The 16,614-nt window shown below is 43.4% G+C and carries 18 protein-coding genes; 13 read left to right on the top strand and 5 right to left on the bottom strand.

All coding sequences use genetic code 11. From position 1 onward, the window contains the following. Positions 1-180, bottom strand: a complete 180-nt coding sequence (locus ACFO0S_RS10860) for a hypothetical protein (RefSeq protein ID WP_378142052.1) — start codon at positions 178-180, stop codon at positions 1-3. Between the two features lie 48 nt (positions 181-228). On the opposite strand from ACFO0S_RS10860, the gene ACFO0S_RS10855 reads away from it, so the two are divergent. The 11 genes from ACFO0S_RS10855 (at position 229) to ACFO0S_RS10805 (ending at position 9,814) form a co-directional block, all read left to right on the top strand. Then, complete coding sequence (locus ACFO0S_RS10855; RefSeq protein ID WP_378142216.1) at positions 229-552, top strand: HD-GYP domain-containing protein; 324 nt, start codon at positions 229-231, stop codon at positions 550-552. Between the two features lie 17 nt (positions 553-569). Next, a complete protein-coding gene (locus ACFO0S_RS10850; protein WP_378142051.1) occupies positions 570-707 on the top strand; it encodes a hypothetical protein in 138 nt (45 codons plus the stop codon). Positions 708-843: 136 nt separating this feature from the next. Next, a complete protein-coding gene (locus ACFO0S_RS10845) occupies positions 844-1,299 on the top strand; it encodes an Lrp/AsnC family transcriptional regulator (protein ID WP_378142050.1) in 456 nt (151 codons plus the stop codon). 332 nt (positions 1,300-1,631) lie between these two features. After that, a complete protein-coding gene (gene nikB / locus ACFO0S_RS10840; RefSeq protein WP_204590066.1) occupies positions 1,632-2,573 on the top strand; it encodes a nickel ABC transporter permease in 942 nt (313 codons plus the stop codon). Between the two features lie 14 nt (positions 2,574-2,587). Continuing rightward, positions 2,588-3,481, top strand: a complete 894-nt coding sequence (locus tag ACFO0S_RS10835) for an ABC transporter permease (protein WP_378142048.1) — start codon at positions 2,588-2,590, stop codon at positions 3,479-3,481. A gap of 24 nt (positions 3,482-3,505) precedes the next feature. After that, the gene (locus ACFO0S_RS10830; RefSeq protein ID WP_378142047.1) at positions 3,506-5,065 is read left to right on the top strand and encodes an ABC transporter substrate-binding protein; all 1,560 of its coding nucleotides are present in this window, start codon (positions 3,506-3,508) and stop codon (positions 5,063-5,065) included. A gap of 8 nt (positions 5,066-5,073) precedes the next feature. Next, positions 5,074-6,126 (top strand): ABC transporter ATP-binding protein, encoded by a 1,053-nt coding sequence (locus ACFO0S_RS10825; protein WP_378142046.1) that lies wholly within the window; start codon positions 5,074-5,076, stop codon positions 6,124-6,126. Further along, on the top strand, positions 6,053-7,087 hold the full coding sequence (locus tag ACFO0S_RS10820; RefSeq protein ID WP_378142045.1) for an ABC transporter ATP-binding protein: 1,035 nt from the start codon (positions 6,053-6,055) through the stop codon (positions 7,085-7,087). The genes ACFO0S_RS10825 and ACFO0S_RS10820 overlap by 74 nt, the downstream gene beginning before the upstream one ends. Beyond that, on the top strand, positions 7,087-8,691 hold the full coding sequence (locus ACFO0S_RS10815) for a gamma-glutamyltransferase family protein (RefSeq protein ID WP_378142044.1): 1,605 nt from the start codon (positions 7,087-7,089) through the stop codon (positions 8,689-8,691). The genes ACFO0S_RS10820 and ACFO0S_RS10815 overlap by 1 nt, the downstream gene beginning before the upstream one ends. Further along, positions 8,685-9,284, top strand: coding sequence for a chromate transporter (locus tag ACFO0S_RS10810; RefSeq protein WP_204590072.1), 600 nt, complete (start codon positions 8,685-8,687; stop codon positions 9,282-9,284). The genes ACFO0S_RS10815 and ACFO0S_RS10810 overlap by 7 nt, the downstream gene beginning before the upstream one ends. Further along, on the top strand, positions 9,281-9,814 hold the full coding sequence (locus ACFO0S_RS10805) for a chromate transporter (protein ID WP_378142043.1): 534 nt from the start codon (positions 9,281-9,283) through the stop codon (positions 9,812-9,814). Before ACFO0S_RS10810 ends, ACFO0S_RS10805 begins: the two co-directional genes overlap by 4 nt. A 52-nt stretch (positions 9,815-9,866) precedes the next feature. On the opposite strand, the gene ACFO0S_RS10800 is transcribed toward ACFO0S_RS10805, so the two are convergent. The 4 genes from ACFO0S_RS10800 to ACFO0S_RS10785 form a co-directional block, all read right to left on the bottom strand. Beyond that, positions 9,867-11,240: a GntP family permease gene (locus ACFO0S_RS10800; protein ID WP_378142042.1), complete on the bottom strand. Its 1,374-nt coding sequence runs from the start codon at positions 11,238-11,240 to the stop codon at positions 9,867-9,869. 69 nt (positions 11,241-11,309) lie between these two features. After that, positions 11,310-12,323 (bottom strand): 4-hydroxythreonine-4-phosphate dehydrogenase PdxA, encoded by a 1,014-nt coding sequence (gene pdxA, locus ACFO0S_RS10795; protein WP_378142041.1) that lies wholly within the window; start codon positions 12,321-12,323, stop codon positions 11,310-11,312. Beyond that, entirely contained in the window at positions 12,320-13,627 is a 1,308-nt protein-coding gene (locus tag ACFO0S_RS10790; RefSeq protein ID WP_378142040.1) for a four-carbon acid sugar kinase family protein, read from the bottom strand. Before ACFO0S_RS10790 ends, pdxA begins: the two co-directional genes overlap by 4 nt. Further along, entirely contained in the window at positions 13,624-14,385 is a 762-nt protein-coding gene (locus ACFO0S_RS10785; RefSeq protein WP_378142039.1) for a DeoR/GlpR family DNA-binding transcription regulator, read from the bottom strand. Before ACFO0S_RS10785 ends, ACFO0S_RS10790 begins: the two co-directional genes overlap by 4 nt. Before the next feature lie 195 nt (positions 14,386-14,580). Here ACFO0S_RS10785 and ACFO0S_RS10780 point away from each other — a divergent pair, with 195 nt between their 5' ends. Continuing rightward, positions 14,581-14,805, top strand: a complete 225-nt coding sequence (locus tag ACFO0S_RS10780) for a DUF6199 family natural product biosynthesis protein (protein ID WP_378142038.1) — start codon at positions 14,581-14,583, stop codon at positions 14,803-14,805. A gap of 22 nt (positions 14,806-14,827) precedes the next feature. Then, positions 14,828-16,321, top strand: a complete 1,494-nt coding sequence (locus tag ACFO0S_RS10775) for an AI-2E family transporter (protein WP_378142037.1) — start codon at positions 14,828-14,830, stop codon at positions 16,319-16,321. The last annotated feature ends 293 nt before the right edge of the window (positions 16,322-16,614 follow it).

Raw genomic sequence — 16,614 nt, 5'->3', positions numbered from 1 at the left:
TTAAAGCTCGTAATGTAAAATGACTGCGAGGATAAGAATATGGAAAATTTGGTCCGAGACAATCGATAACCAAGATAGTTCGTTATTGCGCATGATGACTCGGTTCCACCACTGGATAAAATCGCGTCGGTCTAACAGGATGTGGGAAATGAACACAATTCCTATAGCAAGAGGTGACAAAGCAAATCCGCCCCACCAAGAGACAAGGAAGATGAAGAATATCATGTGATGAAAGAGCATTCGACGATTGGTTATGACGTATTTAAACATTCCAATCGGGACCTGTTAAAAGCGGCGGCATTCATTGCCCATCAGCAGCACGAACGATGGAATGGCAGGGGCTACCCACAAGGGTTAAAAGGTGAAGAAATTCATATCTTTGGACGGATTATAGCCATAGCGGATGTCTTTGACGCCCCTGGCAGCAACCGTATTTATAAGAAGGCTTGGTCAGATGAAGAGATTACGGACCGGCAATTGCCGTCAATGCCAATGACTTACTCGATTACTTTGGCCGGACAATCAATATCGCAGCCCGCATGCAGCAGTTGAGTGACGGGCATGATATCGTGATGACAAAAGATGTGTTCGAAGAAATCTCAAGCAACTCGCCTCTTCTCGATGGCATTAGGATTGAGCATGTTACAGCGGAAATTAAAGGCATCGATAAAGAAATAAATGTGGTTCGCTTCATTTGCAAAAACTGACAAGGTTCACTATTTCCCGGGAAATATCGACAAACATCTCCTTCGAAATGAACGAAATGATATTTTTGTGGTTTCAATATGTTTTAAAATAGGGTATATTTTAAACAAAATGTATTCTTTAAAGAGGGAAGATAGAATGACTGTACAAATTGATCAGACAGATAAGCGCATACTTGAACTACTCATTCAAAACGGGCGTATGTCATATGTGGATATTGGAAAAGAATTAAACTTATCACGTGTAGCGGTTCGTGAACGTGTACATGATTTACAGGAACGTGGCGTTATTGAGCGCTTTACGGTAGTTGTCAATTCAGAAAAAGTAGGAAAGAGTGTGTCTGCTTTCTTTGAAGTAGATTGTGAACCAAAATCACTTGTCGAGGTTGCCGAAAATTTAGCAGAAAACGCAAGTGTGGCTAGTTGTTATCAAATGACAGGGCCTTCCACTCTACATATGCACGTCCTCGTTGATGACTTTCAAAGTTTGGAAAAATTCATTAATGAAGAGTTATATGCTTTTGAAGGGATTACACGTGTAGAAAGCCATATTTTACTTCGAAGATTCAAAAGTCGCTCCGGTCTAAAACTTTAATAATTTTGATTTACATGGCTCCCGACTAATTGTCAGGGGTTTTTTATTTACCATTTTTTAGATTTTTATAAAAACAAGTTGTATAGATTAAGTTTTTATAATGAATAGTTTGTTACTTACGTTTGTATCTGAAAAATTTAGAATTAATAACAAAACGTAACTAAATGAACAAATCATACGATGTTAATTTAAATAAATGTGTAAATTCAAATTTATTTGAAAAATAGTGTAGATTTTTAGAATTATCTGTTTTATACTCAAAAACAATAAATAATTAACTTTTGTTAATTTAAACATAATTATTGATTAACAAATGTATAAGGGGGTACGGAATGATCACATTAATCGTTCGTCGTGTAGGAGAATTGCTTCTTCTACTACTCGGGATTTCGTTTCTAGTATTTGGTTCCATGTATATTGCTCCAGGGGACCCGGCTAGCATGATTGGAGGTCCGACGGCCACAGAAGCTGATTTAGAAAACATACGAGAAAATTTGGGGTTGAATGATCCTTTCTTGGTCCAATATGGCCGGTATTTAGGAAATGCCGTACAAGGAGACTTTGGATACTCCTATCAAACCAAACAGTCGGTAGCGGATGCCATAGCCGTTCGCTTTCCGAACACATTAAAGTTAGCCATTGCTAGTATGGTGGTTGCTGTTGTGATTGGTCTCGTTGCAGGACTTATATCGGCCCTGCGGCACAACTCATGGCTAGACTTCACATCGACTACATTTGCACTAGCCGGTATATCAATTCCGAACTTTTGGTTAGGCGCTCTATTAATTTTAGTGTTTGCGGTAAATTTACAATGGTTGCCGGTCGGAGGGTTAAGTGAACCATTCTATACAGCTGAAGGGTTTAAACAACTGATTTTACCAGCCATCACCTTAGGAACGGGTTCAGCGGCCATGATTGCTCGAATGACCAGGTCCTCTATGTTAGAAGTAGTTCGTGCAGATTATGTTCGAACGGCCCGCGCGAAGGGTGTAAAAGAGACTAAGGTCATTTGGGTCCATACACTGAAAAATGCCATGATTCCTGTCATCACAGTCATTGGATTGAATTTTGGATTCTTACTAGGTGGGACGATTATTACAGAAAAAGTATTTGCGATTAATGGTGTAGGTCGATTAATGATTGATGCCATCGCTATGCGAGATTTTCCGCTTGTTCAAGGTTCGGTATTACTCGTCGCCACACTTTTTGTTGTGGTGAACTTGATTGTTGACATTGTTTACACGTATGTAGATCCTCGAATCAAATACGAATAGAAAGGAGGCTGACGATGTCTACCACATTCTCCGTAGAGACTCCTCAAGTCCGAACAAAGAAGAAAGATCGATTTGTTGTATCTACAATGAAACGATTGTTGAAAAACAAGTTGGCGGTGGTTGGGCTGATCATCATTGCGATTCAAGTTATTATGGCGATCACCGCACCTTGGATTACATCTTATGATCCTGCGACACAACAACTGACTAAGAGTGAATTACCTGTCATGTCAGAAGGACACATCCTCGGTACAGACAATTATGGAAGAGATGTATGGACACGTATTGTCTATGGCGCACAAATTTCACTTGTGGTGGCGATCACTGCCGTTACATTAGGACTTCTCGGTGGTGTAGTGCTCGGTATGCTGGCTGGGTACTACAAAAAATGGGATGCCGTCATTATGCGTTTTGTCGATCTGTTGTTCGCATTTCCAGGTATCTTACTTGCGATGTTGATTATCGCAATTTTAGGAACAAGCTTGATAAATGTCGCTATTGCCATCAGTATTTGGTCCATTCCGACGTGTGCGAGAATTGTGCGTGGTTCGGTTCTCTCTATTAAGGAAAAGGAATACATCATGGCGATGAAGTCTATGGGTGCTTCGGACCTTCGGATCATGGTGAAACATATTCTTCCGAATGCTTTAGCGCCGATCATTGTTTTTGCCACGATGCGTATGGCAACCGCCATCCTCTCCACGGCTGCACTCAGTTACCTTGGCCTTGGTGCTCAACCTCCAACACCTGAATGGGGCGCAATGATTGCGCAAGGTCAGGATTATATGTGGACATCCCCTCATTTAACTGTAATTCCGGGGATTGCTATCATGCTAACGGTATTTGCTTTCAATGTAGTAGGTGACGGATTACGGGATGCACTGGATCCAAATATGGATCTGAATTAACTAATAAAAGGGAGGAAATGAAGAATGAAAAAGGTATGGGTACTTTTTGTAGCACTTATCGCAGCAGTGGTATTAGCGGCTTGTGGAGGGGAATCGAGCTCTGCACCAAGCCAAACAAATGAAGGAGGAACGACAGAAGCAGGGGGTGGAGAAATTGAAGAATTTGTGTACGCTTCGACTTCTGATGTAGCCGGCCTTTCACCAATTTTGACAAACGATTCGGTTTCAGCCAATGTCCAAGAACATGTTTACGAAACGCTGTTTGAACGCGATACGGATACAGGGGAGTTGATTCCATCTCTTGCAGAATCGTATGAAAACCCTGATGAGTTAACTTGGATTTTTAAGATTCGCGAAGATGTAGTTTTCCATGACGGGACACCTCTTAATGCAGAATCTGTTAAGTACACATTCGATAAATTGCGTGATCCAACTACTGCTGCACCACGTGCATCTTTACTTGAACCAGTGGATGAAATTACTGTAGAAGACGAATTCACTGTAAAAATCACAACAAAGTATCCATACGGGCCGTTCTTAGCTTCTTTGGCACACTCAAACGCAGCTATTGTAAGTCCAACAGCTGACCAAGCGCAAGACTTGATGAGCAACCCTGTAGGTTCAGGTCCATTTAAGTTTGTCAGCTATACACCAGGTGACCAAGTTGTTCTAGAAGCATTTGAAGACTACCGTGACGGCGCACCAGATATTAAGAAGCTCGTTTTCAAAGTTGTCCCTGAAATATCAACAGCAATCTCTATGCTTCAAACAGGAGAAGTTGATTTTATCGATAACTTGCCAAGTGAGCAGATTGCACGAATTGAATCTATCCAAAATGTCGATATTGAGAAAAAAGATGGAACATCTGTCTTCTATTTGGCTTTCAACCAATCACGACCAGAGAATCAAGATGAGAATTTTCGTAAAGCGGTTGCGGCTGCTGTAGACCGTGATGCATTCGTTGGTAAATTAAATGGCTTAGGTCTTCGAAGCGACAGCGTATTAGGACCTATGGTATTTGGTTACAATGAATCAAAAAACGCAGCAGGGCAAGCTTATGATCCGGAACTCGCCAAGCAACTTGTTGAAGAAAATGGGTATGGTGATCGAACGATTTCTCTACTCACTGCGAACCGTGATAATTTTGTTTTGATGGCAGAAATTGCTCAAGCTCAGTTAACGGAAGCTGGATTTAATGTAAAGATCGAAACGATGGAATGGGCAACATTCTTAGATACAGCTCGTGCTGGCCAATTTGACATTACGTTCTTAAGTTGGGCGAACTTAACACAAGATGGATCAGAAATGTTCTATCCGAACTTGCACACTGACAATATCGGTTCTTCTAACCGTGCACAATATTCGAATGCCGAGTTTGATGAGTTAGTCGATGCGTCTCGTACATCGGTTGACCAAGAAGAGCGTTTAAACTACTTGGATCAAGCGAATGGATTATTGCTCGAGCAGAATGATGTCGTCGTCATGTACCATGGTGTCGTAACTGGGGCGATGAACAGTGAGTATACAAATTTAATTCTCGAACCAAATGGAAAATGGACACTTAAAGATGTAACAAGAAAGTAGGAGATTCGATGAAGGAGACATTACTTGAAGTTAACAACTTGGTTACTGAATTCCGTACAAAGGAAGGTCCAGTCCAAGCGGTTCGGGATGTCTCCTTTTCAGTTCGAAAAGGAGAAACTCTCTGTATCGTAGGGGAGTCTGGTTGCGGAAAGAGTATTACATCTCTTTCCGTCATTGGACTTTTACCTGAAAATGGACGTATTGCTAATGGAGAAGTTCGGTATAAAGGCGAAGCCATCCACAATCTCTCAGCGGAAAAAAAGAGATTGATGCGCGGCTCTGAAATATCGATGATTTTTCAAGAGCCTATGACGGCTTTAAACCCAGTTTTGACGGTGGGCTATCAACTAAGAGAACCACTGATGATTCATCATGGAATGTCGAAGCAACAAGCGACGACTCGTGGTATCGAATTGCTGAATCAAGTAGGGATTCCTTATCCAGAAAAGCGAATGAATCAATACCCGCATGAACTGAGTGGGGGAATGCGCCAGCGTGTGATGATTGCCATTGCATTAGCCGGCGACCCGGGGTTATTGATTGCAGATGAACCGACAACAGCGTTAGATGTTACGATTCAAGCGCAGATCTTAGATCTGATTAATGAACTGAAAGACCGTCTGGATATGGGGGTCATGTTTATTACTCATGATATGGGTGTTGTGGCTGAAGTTGCAGACCGTGTGATGGTCATGTATGCTGGCCAAAAAATTGAGGAAGGTCCAGTAGAGGAAATCTTTGATCGACCGAAGCATCCATATACAAGAGGATTACTTGGTTCGGTGCCAAATGTGGATGACCCAACATTTGAGCTTCACCCAATTCCTGGAACCTTGCCAAGTTTGACCGAGCAAATTCAAGGGTGTCGGTTCCACCCGCGTTGTCTATTTGCAATGGACCGATGCCGCCAGCAGGTTCCCCCGGAAGATGACTTAGGGAACGGGCATTATGTAAGTTGTTGGTTAACAAGAGAGGAGGCAGTATCTGATGGTGTTGGCACAAACGACGAAGGAACAGCAACAAGAAGCGAAGACGCCCCTCTTAAAGTTGCACAACGTTAAAAAGTATTTTCCGATTAAAGGTGGTTTACTTAAGCGCGTTCAAGGGCATGTGAAGGCCGTTGAATCCGTTTCCTTTGAACTGATGGAAGGCGAGAGTTTGGGTGTCGTCGGCGAATCTGGTTGTGGGAAGTCCACTCTAGGTCGAACCATTTTAGGATTAGAAGAGATTACAGATGGTCAAGTGTACTATCGTGACCAGGAAATCCAAAATTTAAAACGCCATGAAAAGAAGAAGTTTGTGAAAGAAATGCAAATGATCTTCCAAGATCCTTATGCTTCTTTAAATCCTAGACAGCGTGTAGGCGATGCCCTTGTAGAAGTGTTCTCGATGCATACAAATCTTTCTGCGAAAGAAAAAAGAGATGGTGTCGTAGATCTGCTGAAAGAAGTAGGTCTAAAAGAAGAACATTTTGATCGGTATCCTCATGAATTTAGTGGAGGACAACGACAACGCATTGGTATTGCACGAGCGATTGCATTAAATCCATCGTTTATCATTTGTGATGAAGCGGTATCCGCGCTCGATGTTTCCGTTCAAGCACAAGTCTTAAAGTTATTAAAAACCATTCAAGAAAAATATAACCTTAGCTATCTATTCATCTCTCACGACTTAGGTGTGGTACGATATTTCTGTGACCGCGTCTTAGTAATGTATTTAGGAAACAGTGTAGAATTAGCGAAAGTAGAAGAACTTTTTGAAACTCCTCTTCATCCGTATACTCAAGCTCTTCTCTCAGCTATTCCACGCCCATCCGTCCATGCCAACGTGAAACGAGTGAGCTTACAAGGGGATTTACCGAATCCGGCAAACCCACCAAGTGGGTGTCCATTCCATACACGTTGTCCGATTGCCCAAGACGTCTGTGTCCAATCCAAACCAGAATGGCAAGAATATCAACCAGAGCATTTTGCAGCCTGTCATTTTGCAGGAAAGAGTATACTCGAAGGAGCTGACGTATAGTGGATTATTTATACCATCCCTTTCCAGGGAAACGAAATACCGTATTTGGAAAAAACGGCATGGTGGCAACATCTCAACCACTTGCTGCCCAAGCAGGACTAGATATTTTAAAACAAGGTGGAAACGCCATTGATGCAGCCATTGCAACTGCAGCCGCATTGACAGTTGTTGAACCGACATCAAATGGAATCGGTGGCGACGCCTTTGCTCTTGTCTGGGTAAAGGACAAGTTACACGGATTGAACGCTTCCGGACCTGCGCCACAGTCCATTTCTGCTGATAAATTGAAAGAAGCGGGACACAAAAATGTCCCTGTGTTTGGCGTACTTCCTGTGACGGTTCCTGGCGTTCCTGCTGGGTGGGTAGCCCTATCAAAGAAATTTGGTAAGCTGCCGCTAAAAGACGTGTTGGCCCCTGCCATCCGCTACGCAGAAGAAGGGTACCCGATCTCCCCAATCCTCGGAAAGTTCTGGGGCCTTGCGCATAAGAAGTTTAAAGAAACGCATACGTCGGAAGAGTTTGCAGGTTGGTTCGAGACATTCGCGCCATCTGGGGAAGCTCCGAAGATTGGTGAGCTATGGTCTTCACCAGGACATGCATCGACGTTACGTGCGATTGCAGAAACGGAAGCGGAAGCCTTTTATAAAGGTGAGCTTGCCGATCAGATGGATACTTTCATGAAAAAACACGGCGGGTATTTATCAAAAGAAGATCTTGCTGCGTATGAACCCGAATGGGTAGAACCGTTATCGGCCAATTACAAAGGCTATGATGTGTGGGAAATTCCTCCGAACGGACAAGGCATGATTGCACAAATGGCATTAAAAATCTTCGAGAAAACAGGAGAAAATCATTGGCAGGATGTCGACAGCTTACACCGTCAAATCGAAGCGATGAAACTTGCGTTCACAGATGGCAAAGCATTTATTACGGAACCGAGTGAAATGCCAGTTGACCCGCAGCATCTGCTTTCAGATGAGTATGCATCGAAACGTGCGAAACTTATTGGTGACGAAGCACTTCAACCGGAACCATACGATCTTCCGCGCGGAGGTACAGTCTATTTAGCAGCGGCAGATAATGAAGGCAACATGATTTCTTATATTCAAAGTAACTATATGGGCTTCGGTTCAGGCATAGTTGTGCCAGGTACAGGGATTGCCCTACAGAACCGTGGGCATGATTTCTCGCTGGATCCGGAACATCCAAACTACTTAAAGCCTGGGAAACGAACGTATCACACGATTATACCTGGATTCCTTTCAAAAGATGGCAAAGCCGTTGGACCGTTTGGTGTCATGGGTGGATACATGCAGCCACAAGGACACTTCCAGGTCGTTGCAAGTACAGTAGACCATCACTTGAATCCGCAAGCGACACTAGATATGCCAAGATGGCAGTGGATTGAAGGAAAGACGATTCATGTCGAACCGGAATTCCCGAACTATTTGGTTCAGGCATTGATTCGCAAAGGACATACAGTACAGGTCTTACCGGATGGAGGAAGTTTTGGACGTGGTCAAATCATTTGGCGAGATCCTGAAACGGGCGTACTCCAAGGTGGAACCGAATCACGGACAGATGGATCAGTCGCTGCTTGGTAGCACGTCAACATGTAAAGACAGCAGATGAACGCTCGACTGGTCGTCTTTACAAAGAACTGGCGCTTGGATTCTTCCGCGTTGGGATCTTCGGATTTGGAGGCGGACCGTCTTCTATCCCGTTAGTTCATACAGAGGCAGTGAAGAAATATAAATGGATGACCGATGACGAATTTGGTGATATCCTTGCCCTCGCCAATACAATGCCGGGACCGATTGCCACGAAGATGGCGGGCTATATCGGGTACCGCGTGGCGGGCATGCTGGGGCTACTGATTGCCCTTGTGGTCAATGTAGTGCCTACAGTCATTGCGGTGATTCTGTTGCTCAACTTATTAGCAGCGTATAAAGATCTACCGGTAGTGAACAATATGGCCAGCGCAGTCATCCCAGTGGTGACTGTCATGCTTGGGGTCCTCGCATGGGATTTTGTGAAAAAATCTGGGGATTCGATTGGCTGGGCAAAAGCCATATTTGCGATTGTCATTGCTTATGTTGCCATGTATGTATTGAACATTCACCCAGCCTTTGTGATTCTTGCAGTGTTTGCACTCATCTTCTCGCCACTTCTCACGAAAAGGAGGAAACGCCTATGATTTACTGGGAACTGTTTCTCGCCTTCTTGATTCCGGGAATTCTCGGGTACGGAGGAGGACCTGCTGCTATTCCACTCGTACAAGTGGAGGTCGTGGATCGCTACGGCTGGATGACCAACCCGGAGTTCTCGGAAATGGTTGCTGCCGCAAACGCGCTTCCGGGACCGATTGCGACGAAGATGGCTGGATTTGTAGGGTATGATCAAGCAGGTGTGCTCGGGGCGATTGTTGCTCTCTTTGCGAGTGTCGGTCCCTCCCTCCTGATGATGATTGTGCTACTAAACATTCTATGGCGCTACAAAGATTCGCCGTATGTGAAAAACCTAACGAAATGGGTTCGTCCGGTTATTGCGGTTCTGTTGGTCGTCCTTACCTTTCAATTCTTTTTTGATTCCTATGAAATGAATGGGGCGTGGATCACCGTGTTTTTAGTGATTGGCGCTTATATCTTATTGGAACGTGTAAAACTGCATCCGGCAGTTGTGATTTTACTTGCTCTTGGATTTGGGGCTGTGACGACGTACATCTAATAGTAAAAAACGCCTTTCCTAAACGGAAAAGGCGTTTTTTGATATACAGATATTAACCAAAGAACATATTGGCGATGAGAAGCATAACTAATGATGTTGCCCAAGCTAAAGTTGTTGGGACTGACCACACCATGATTTGTTCTTTGACATTTTTGATGCCGAGCATGCGGTTGACGACCCAGAACATGGAGTCGTTGAAGTAAGAGAAAATCATGGCACCTAATGCCGCCGCTTGCGCAGCTAATGCTAAGTTCACATCTAGGTTCGCTAAGATCGGTGCAGAGATAGATGCCGCTGTAATCATAGCAACCGTTCCACTTCCCTGAATCAGACGCACTAAAGTAGCAACAAAGAAAGGAATCAAAATGGCTGGAAGTGGTAAGTCTGCAATTACTTGCGCAATATAGTCACCCGCGCCACTTTCACGTAGAACCTGACCCAACGCACCACCGGCACCGGTAACAAGTAAAATGATACCAGCAGTTGTCATTCCTTCCTCCATACGCTCAAGTGCTTCTTCACGTTTCAAGCGATTCGCTAGCGCATAGATGGCAGCCACTAAACCTAATGCGACCGCAATGACTGGCTTTCCTAAGAAGAGAAGGTAATCGATTGCCCCACCCGAAATCTCGAGTGCGGTTAAAGTAGTATTAATAAAGATAAGAACAATCGGTAATAAAATCGGTAAAATCGATTTGATCAATGACGGAAGTTCTTTTTCACGCTCAGATGAAAGAGCAACGAATTCATCATAGGCAGAAACATTTTCAGGACGTACAAAGCCTAATCCGTCTTCACTTGGAAGTTGATAGATGCGCTTCCCGATCCATTGAGCATAAAGTACGCCTACAATAATAATCGGCCCAGCAAAAATTAATCCCCATAAAATCATTAAACCGACATCAACTCCGAAGATACCAGCAACCCCTAATGGACCTGGAGTTGGAGGAACCGCGTGGTGAGTCGCAACGAGACCGATGGCTAAAGCTACACCCAACGTGACAACGGATTTACCTGTTTTTGATGATAAGGCACGTACTAAAGGATTTAAAATAACGAAAGCCGAATCAACAAAAATTGGAATGGATACAATGTAACCGGCAATCGCCATTGCCCATTCCTCTTTGCGTTTCCCAACAAACTTGATCAATGTATAGGCAAGCTTTTCAGCGGCACCTGTTACTTCTAAGATTCGTCCCATCATTACACCAAAACCAATAATGATCCCGATGGAAGCGAGTGTATTCCCGAATCCTAAAGATATTGCATCAGCTACAGCCAGTGGAGCCATTCCACCCACTAAACCTGTAATGGAAGCAGCGATAATTAAAGCTAAAAATGCATGAATCTTCGTTTTTAAAACGAGTAAAATAAGAACAGTAACACCTAAAACTAATCCTAACAACATCTGAGTCTCAAGAGTCATCCCCATGTAACCCCTTTCATTTTTAATATATGGGAAGGAAGGGGAAAGCCCCTTCCAAGTTCCTGCTAGTTAGATAGAATCTGCTGTGAATTTCGGTGCATATGTGGCAGCTAGTTTGATGCATTCTTCCATGCTGACACTTGATGCAATGTTCTTCCATGCGATATCGAATGCCGTACCGTGGTCAACAGATGTACGAAGGAAAGGAAGTCCATTCGTAATCGAAATCGTCCGGTGGAAGTCCGTCATTTTAGCGGCGATGTGCCCTTGATCATGATAAAGAGAGAGGACGGCATCGTATTTCCCATGTAAAGCTTGGAAGAACACTGAATCAGCTGGTACTGGCCCATGTGCGTCAATTCCGTCCGCGCGTGCTGCCTCAACTCCCGGTGCAATTTCATCTAATTCTTCTCGACCGAAAAGTCCATTTTCTCCACTGTGTGGATTCAATCCAGCTACAGCGAGTTTGCGATTTTCAAGACCCAGACGTTGCAATGCTTTATCACAACGGTTCAAGTAGTCTCTCACACGCTCTTTCGTCATCTGATCAATGGCTTCTTTTACAGATACATGACGTGTCAAGAAGAAGATACGTAAGTCATGCACTTGGAACATAGTTAGTGGGTCTGGCGTGTTTCCAAGGTCCTCTAACATTTCTGTGTGTCCAATGTATGGTACATTCGCAGCTTTTAATGATTCTTTGTTGATTGGTGTAGTTGCCAAAGCAGCGACTTCACCAGCTTTTGCTAGTTCGACAGACTTCTTGATGTATTCAAAAGAAGCTTGACCACACTGTGCAGATACTTGACCAGCCTCCCAAGTAGAAAGATCAATATTGTTTAAATCTAAAACATCTACGGTTCCGAATTCATATTTCCCCTCTGCAGGTGAGGTTACTATACGAACAGACAATTTCACGTCTGTTACTTCGATTGCCTTTTCGATGATTTTTGCATCTCCGACGATAAGAGGTTTACATGCATCATAAATTTCTTGTTTAGCTAAAGATTTTACCGTGATTTCTGGTCCGATTCCTGCTGCATCTCCCATTGGGATTGCAATAATTGCGCGTTCGTTTGTCATTCTTCGCCACTTCCTTCTTGGTTTTTAGTTTTTAGAAATGTGAAACATTGATAAATCGATTGTTTATCGCCAACCATTCCGCCTTTTGTGACGACAGAGATGCCATTTAGACGCCCTCCGATAAATGTGCCATAGGCGGCCAGAGGTATAACTTCATCTTCAAGACCAATAGCTTCCGCTTGGCTCACGGAACAAATCGCAGCCGTTACATCCCCGCCGCTTGAGAAGGTTCCTCCAATTACATGATTGGTCTGCGTCATAATCTGCGTACTGATAGTTGCGAGGCCTTCTGTAATACGTTTGGCAAGGACGGTTGACGTCACGCCTTCCTTCTGCCCAAGTTCTGTTAAATTAAGTATCTGACCAGAAGGTGAATACGTAGTAATAATTAAAACATCCTCTTGGTTCAAGCGAGTTAAGCCTTCCTTGATGGCACGTTCGATTTCTGTGTCCCAACTTGAAGTTGTAGATGCCAGTTTCTTAACGTCCACATAGACAGGTTTCGCGTTCGTCTTATCAATTAGATAGCGGAGTTGTCTACCTGTAAGTGGGGTAATGCTTCCAATAGAAAAGATCCACTTTTTTGGAGCTACACTTTGATGTGCCATTAATCTTCCATAAGTTGCTGTAAGGGGACCTGGATCAACAGGTACCCAAGAAATGGTGCTGAGTTCTGCCATCGCTTCCGCAATATGGTCTACTTCTTCGTTCGTTACGGCATCGAGAACAATGATGCGGGAACCTGCTTCCACGAGTTGTTGTAACTTAGGTTTGATTGCGGCACAGCCTTGTAAAACAACGTCCAGTCCTACATGGGCTACTGGGTGAGAACTTTGCTCACTAAAGAGAGTAGGCACATGCGATTGTGTAATGGGATTCATAGGATCTTTTGCGACATCCGTTTCTTGAACAGGAATGCCATCGACTAGTAAGTACCCCCCTGATGTCACTCGACCCGAATCGGGATAGGAAGCCACCACAATGGCTACCGCTTCCGGACCGAGCTCATTCAGTAAGGTGTCCGTCTCGATTCCTAAATTTCCTCGAATGGTGCTATCAATTCGCTTTGCGAATATCTGAGCGTCCCAAGCAGCAAGTTTGTGATAGGCATCTTTTACGCGCTCTTTTGCTAGTTCTTGATCGACATACCGACTATCTGTGTCGATACTAATGGCGGATACACCCCCATTATGAGGGATAGGCCCACCAAAAACGACCGTCGCACTTGAAAATCCATTTTTGGCAAGACGAACACCGGTTGCATTCGCCCCTGTTAAATCATCTGCTATAATTCCAATCTTCATTTCTTCACAACCTTTTTCAGTTCCGCAAGTTCGTTATATTGTGTATAGATCTCTTGCGGTAACGAATCATCTGTAATAATTCCATTAATCGAAGAGAGGTCACACACTTTTGCAAAAGCTTTCTGATTGAATTTTGACGTGTCGGCGACGAGGTAGACTTGTTCAGCTGCACGAATCATCACACGCTTTAGTGCGGCTTTTTCAATCGTAGGTGCTGTAATACCAAAGGAGGGATGGATAGCATGTGCCCCAAGGAAGAAAAGGTCGACATGCAATTCTTTAAGCATCTCTTCGGCATGATTACCAAATACAGCCCCCACATCATTTTGAACGCGCCCTCCAAGTAGATAGACGTCTAATTTCGAATTCATAAGAATAGCTGCAATTTGGATATCGTTTGTTACCACTGTAAGTTGTTCGATATCGGAAAGTCGCTTCGCAATTTCAAGCGTGGTGGTTCCTGAGTCGAGTAATAACGTCATTCCTGGTTGAATGAATGGAATGGCGTATTCTGCTATTTGTTGTTTCTGTTCAAGCATTTCCAGCTGTTTATCAGAAAAACTACGCTCTGACTTTAATGGATGGGCTAGGGTAGCTCCTCCATACGTACGTATCAGTTTCTTTTCGTTCTCTAATTGATCTAAATCCCGGCGAATGGTCATAGAAGACACTTGGAAATGTTCTGTTAACTCAGCGATTTCTAAGGTGCCTTGCTGTTGTAACAATTCCATGATGTGTTTTTTTCTCTTAATAGACATACCGTAACCTCCACCTAATGAAAACGCTTTATTGTTCACTTCAAACATCATTATGTTACCTATGAACATAAAAGTCAATAGCATTGTTCGATAAGAACATTTTTTCTACGATTCTGAGAATGATTCTATTTTTTGAAACAATGTCCATCTTGAATCGTATACACTAGAAATAAGAGATGGAAAGGGGTACCCTCCATGTTTTTCTTGGTGTGTATAACAATCGTGTTTGTACTGCTAGGGATTTTTGCGCTTCGCCACCCAGAAGAGGCAGAGTTTCTCTTCGAGCGCTGGAAATACAAAGAAGATCCGCAGCTGAGTGATGCAGGAAAAGCAGCGATACGTTTTCGAGTATGGATTGGCTTTGGTATCCTCGGAATCTTATGGCTCGTCATTATATTAGAAATCCTTCGTACAAATTAAGGGGGAATGAAAGGAAGGTTGGATGAAGGGGTTTTTGAAGTTTTTGTTGTTCCTAGTCGTCATGGTGTTGTTTTTAGGTGGAAGTGGCTACCTTATTTTTTCGTATGATGAATTGATCGGCATGCTTTGGGGTATTGTGCTTTGGTTTGTGCCATTTGCGATATTTATTATCTCACTTGTCGCTCTTGTCGTTGGCAAATTGCCACGGCTTGGCATTCGTTCCCGTTGGAGCGGGACGGTCGTTCTCGTGACATCGTTAGCGGCCGGACTCGCCATTGTGCTGTTGGCATTCGGCAATGCGTTTGTGATCCAAGCGGGGAATGTGGACGAATCAGTGAAAGAGAAAGTGCGTTGGTATGCGCGTCTGACAGGACAGACGACGATGCAAGATGATTCATACCGAGTAGACGGGAAGTATGCGACGTATTATGTAACAGAAGACAATGAACATAAAGTCGCCATTATGGAAGAATTATTCCCGCGTATGGAAGCGCAGCTTGATCGTTATCTTTCCCCTCTAGCAGAAGGAGAAAAACCAGAGATTGAATTACATAGAAATGCTTCGACTCTCCAGCTGTTAGAAATGGACGGCAATATGGCTGGCGTATATTCAATTATTACGGGGCGCATCGACATGCTTGAGAATACACCGTACTGGGAAAAAATCTTCATTCATGAGTACACGCATTACCGCGTCCACCAGTTCCAATTGCAAGAAGCGGGAAAACACGTAAGGATTCCTCATTGGCTAGAAGAAGGATTTGCCGAAGCAATGACAGGTTCCTTGATGCTTGGACCATTTGATAACTATAAAAATCTCTCGTTTGCAGATGCATCCAGTAAAATCTTGCAAATGAATAATCACACGCAAGATGTCTATACATACGGGCAAATTTTAACGTCGGAATTGATTCATGGAGCGAGCACGGAACAATTTCAAAAGTGGCTTCTCACGGATGACTACGCAGTAATTGAAGAAGAAATTCGTGACCTGTATCAAATCCCAGAAGACGTGACGACACAAAGTTTTCTAATTGACCGTTATGAAGAGACGCTGGCTAAGGATAGAACATATTTTGATCGGACCTATGAAATTCCGGCAAGTGAATGGGAGGAAGAATGGGATGCTTTTCAAGAAGAGGTCTATTTTCCGATGTACGGACAATATTTATCTAGTTTACGCAGATTGGTTCTGGGTGAACTGGACTTCGATGCCGGGGAGAAAATCTTACAGGAACGGTTGTCCTATGATTTATCCTATAGTCCTGAAGCTAGTAATTATGATAGGGCAATCATTGTCGCAGGACGAGGGGATTTGGACGGAGCCATTGCCATCTTGGAAGACTCCATGAATGGAGAAATCGAGCTTAAATCATTAGAAACGGAGCACTTACATTCTACTTTAGAATTGTTACGTGAAGATCCGAGTCATCCAGAGGCAATCGAACGCTTAGAAAAACGTGGACTCTACTTCCAAGGCACCGACGAGTGGCTCGAATCCTTACAAACCAACTAATTGTGGACCTGTGCATAAAGCACAGGTTCTTTTTTGAAAAAAAGTTGCTACTTGGAAATCCAATGATGCGTGACAACCGTTATATAAGAAAGGGGGGAAGACATGTTATTTGAAGAGGTGGTAGAGACATATACATTTTAATCTGACGACCCTGACTATTAAACTGCTCAAGAACTATTCAATAGGTTTATGAATTTGGAAAGGTCGATTGAGAAAGAATTAGAAAAATAAGAAGAATAACCCTATGAAGTATCCTAATATGATTATATAATTTGAAGAAAACGACTGTGAGG

The sequence above is a fragment of the Chryseomicrobium palamuruense genome, from assembly GCF_042649045.1.
GTDB lineage: Bacteria > Bacillota > Bacilli > Bacillales_A > Planococcaceae > Chryseomicrobium > Chryseomicrobium palamuruense.
Note: the sequence above shows the minus strand (reverse complement) of the source record. Positions and strands in the feature narration are given on the sequence as shown.

Excerpts from the sequence above, each read along its gene's own strand:
- ACFO0S_RS10855 (WP_378142216.1), top strand. The coding sequence starts at position 229 with ATGAAAGAGCATTCGACGATTGGTTATGACGTATTTAAACATTCCAAT.
- ACFO0S_RS10845 (WP_378142050.1), top strand. The coding sequence starts at position 844 with ATGACTGTACAAATTGATCAGACAGATAAGCGCATACTTGAACTACTC.
- nikB (WP_204590066.1), top strand. The coding sequence starts at position 1,632 with ATGATCACATTAATCGTTCGTCGTGTAGGAGAATTGCTTCTTCTACTA.
- ACFO0S_RS10835 (WP_378142048.1), top strand. The coding sequence starts at position 2,588 with ATGTCTACCACATTCTCCGTAGAGACTCCTCAAGTCCGAACAAAGAAG.
- ACFO0S_RS10830 (WP_378142047.1), top strand. The coding sequence starts at position 3,506 with ATGAAAAAGGTATGGGTACTTTTTGTAGCACTTATCGCAGCAGTGGTA.
- ACFO0S_RS10825 (WP_378142046.1), top strand. The coding sequence starts at position 5,074 with ATGAAGGAGACATTACTTGAAGTTAACAACTTGGTTACTGAATTCCGT.
- ACFO0S_RS10820 (WP_378142045.1), top strand. The coding sequence starts at position 6,053 with ATGGTGTTGGCACAAACGACGAAGGAACAGCAACAAGAAGCGAAGACG.
- ACFO0S_RS10805 (WP_378142043.1), top strand. The coding sequence starts at position 9,281 with ATGATTTACTGGGAACTGTTTCTCGCCTTCTTGATTCCGGGAATTCTC.
- ACFO0S_RS10800 (WP_378142042.1), bottom strand. The coding sequence starts at position 11,240 with ATGACTCTTGAGACTCAGATGTTGTTAGGATTAGTTTTAGGTGTTACT.
- pdxA (WP_378142041.1), bottom strand. The coding sequence starts at position 12,323 with ATGACAAACGAACGCGCAATTATTGCAATCCCAATGGGAGATGCAGCA.
- ACFO0S_RS10790 (WP_378142040.1), bottom strand. The coding sequence starts at position 13,627 with ATGAAGATTGGAATTATAGCAGATGATTTAACAGGGGCGAATGCAACC.
- ACFO0S_RS10785 (WP_378142039.1), bottom strand. The coding sequence starts at position 14,385 with ATGTCTATTAAGAGAAAAAAACACATCATGGAATTGTTACAACAGCAA.
- ACFO0S_RS10780 (WP_378142038.1), top strand. The coding sequence starts at position 14,581 with ATGTTTTTCTTGGTGTGTATAACAATCGTGTTTGTACTGCTAGGGATT.
- ACFO0S_RS10775 (WP_378142037.1), top strand. The coding sequence starts at position 14,828 with ATGAAGGGGTTTTTGAAGTTTTTGTTGTTCCTAGTCGTCATGGTGTTG.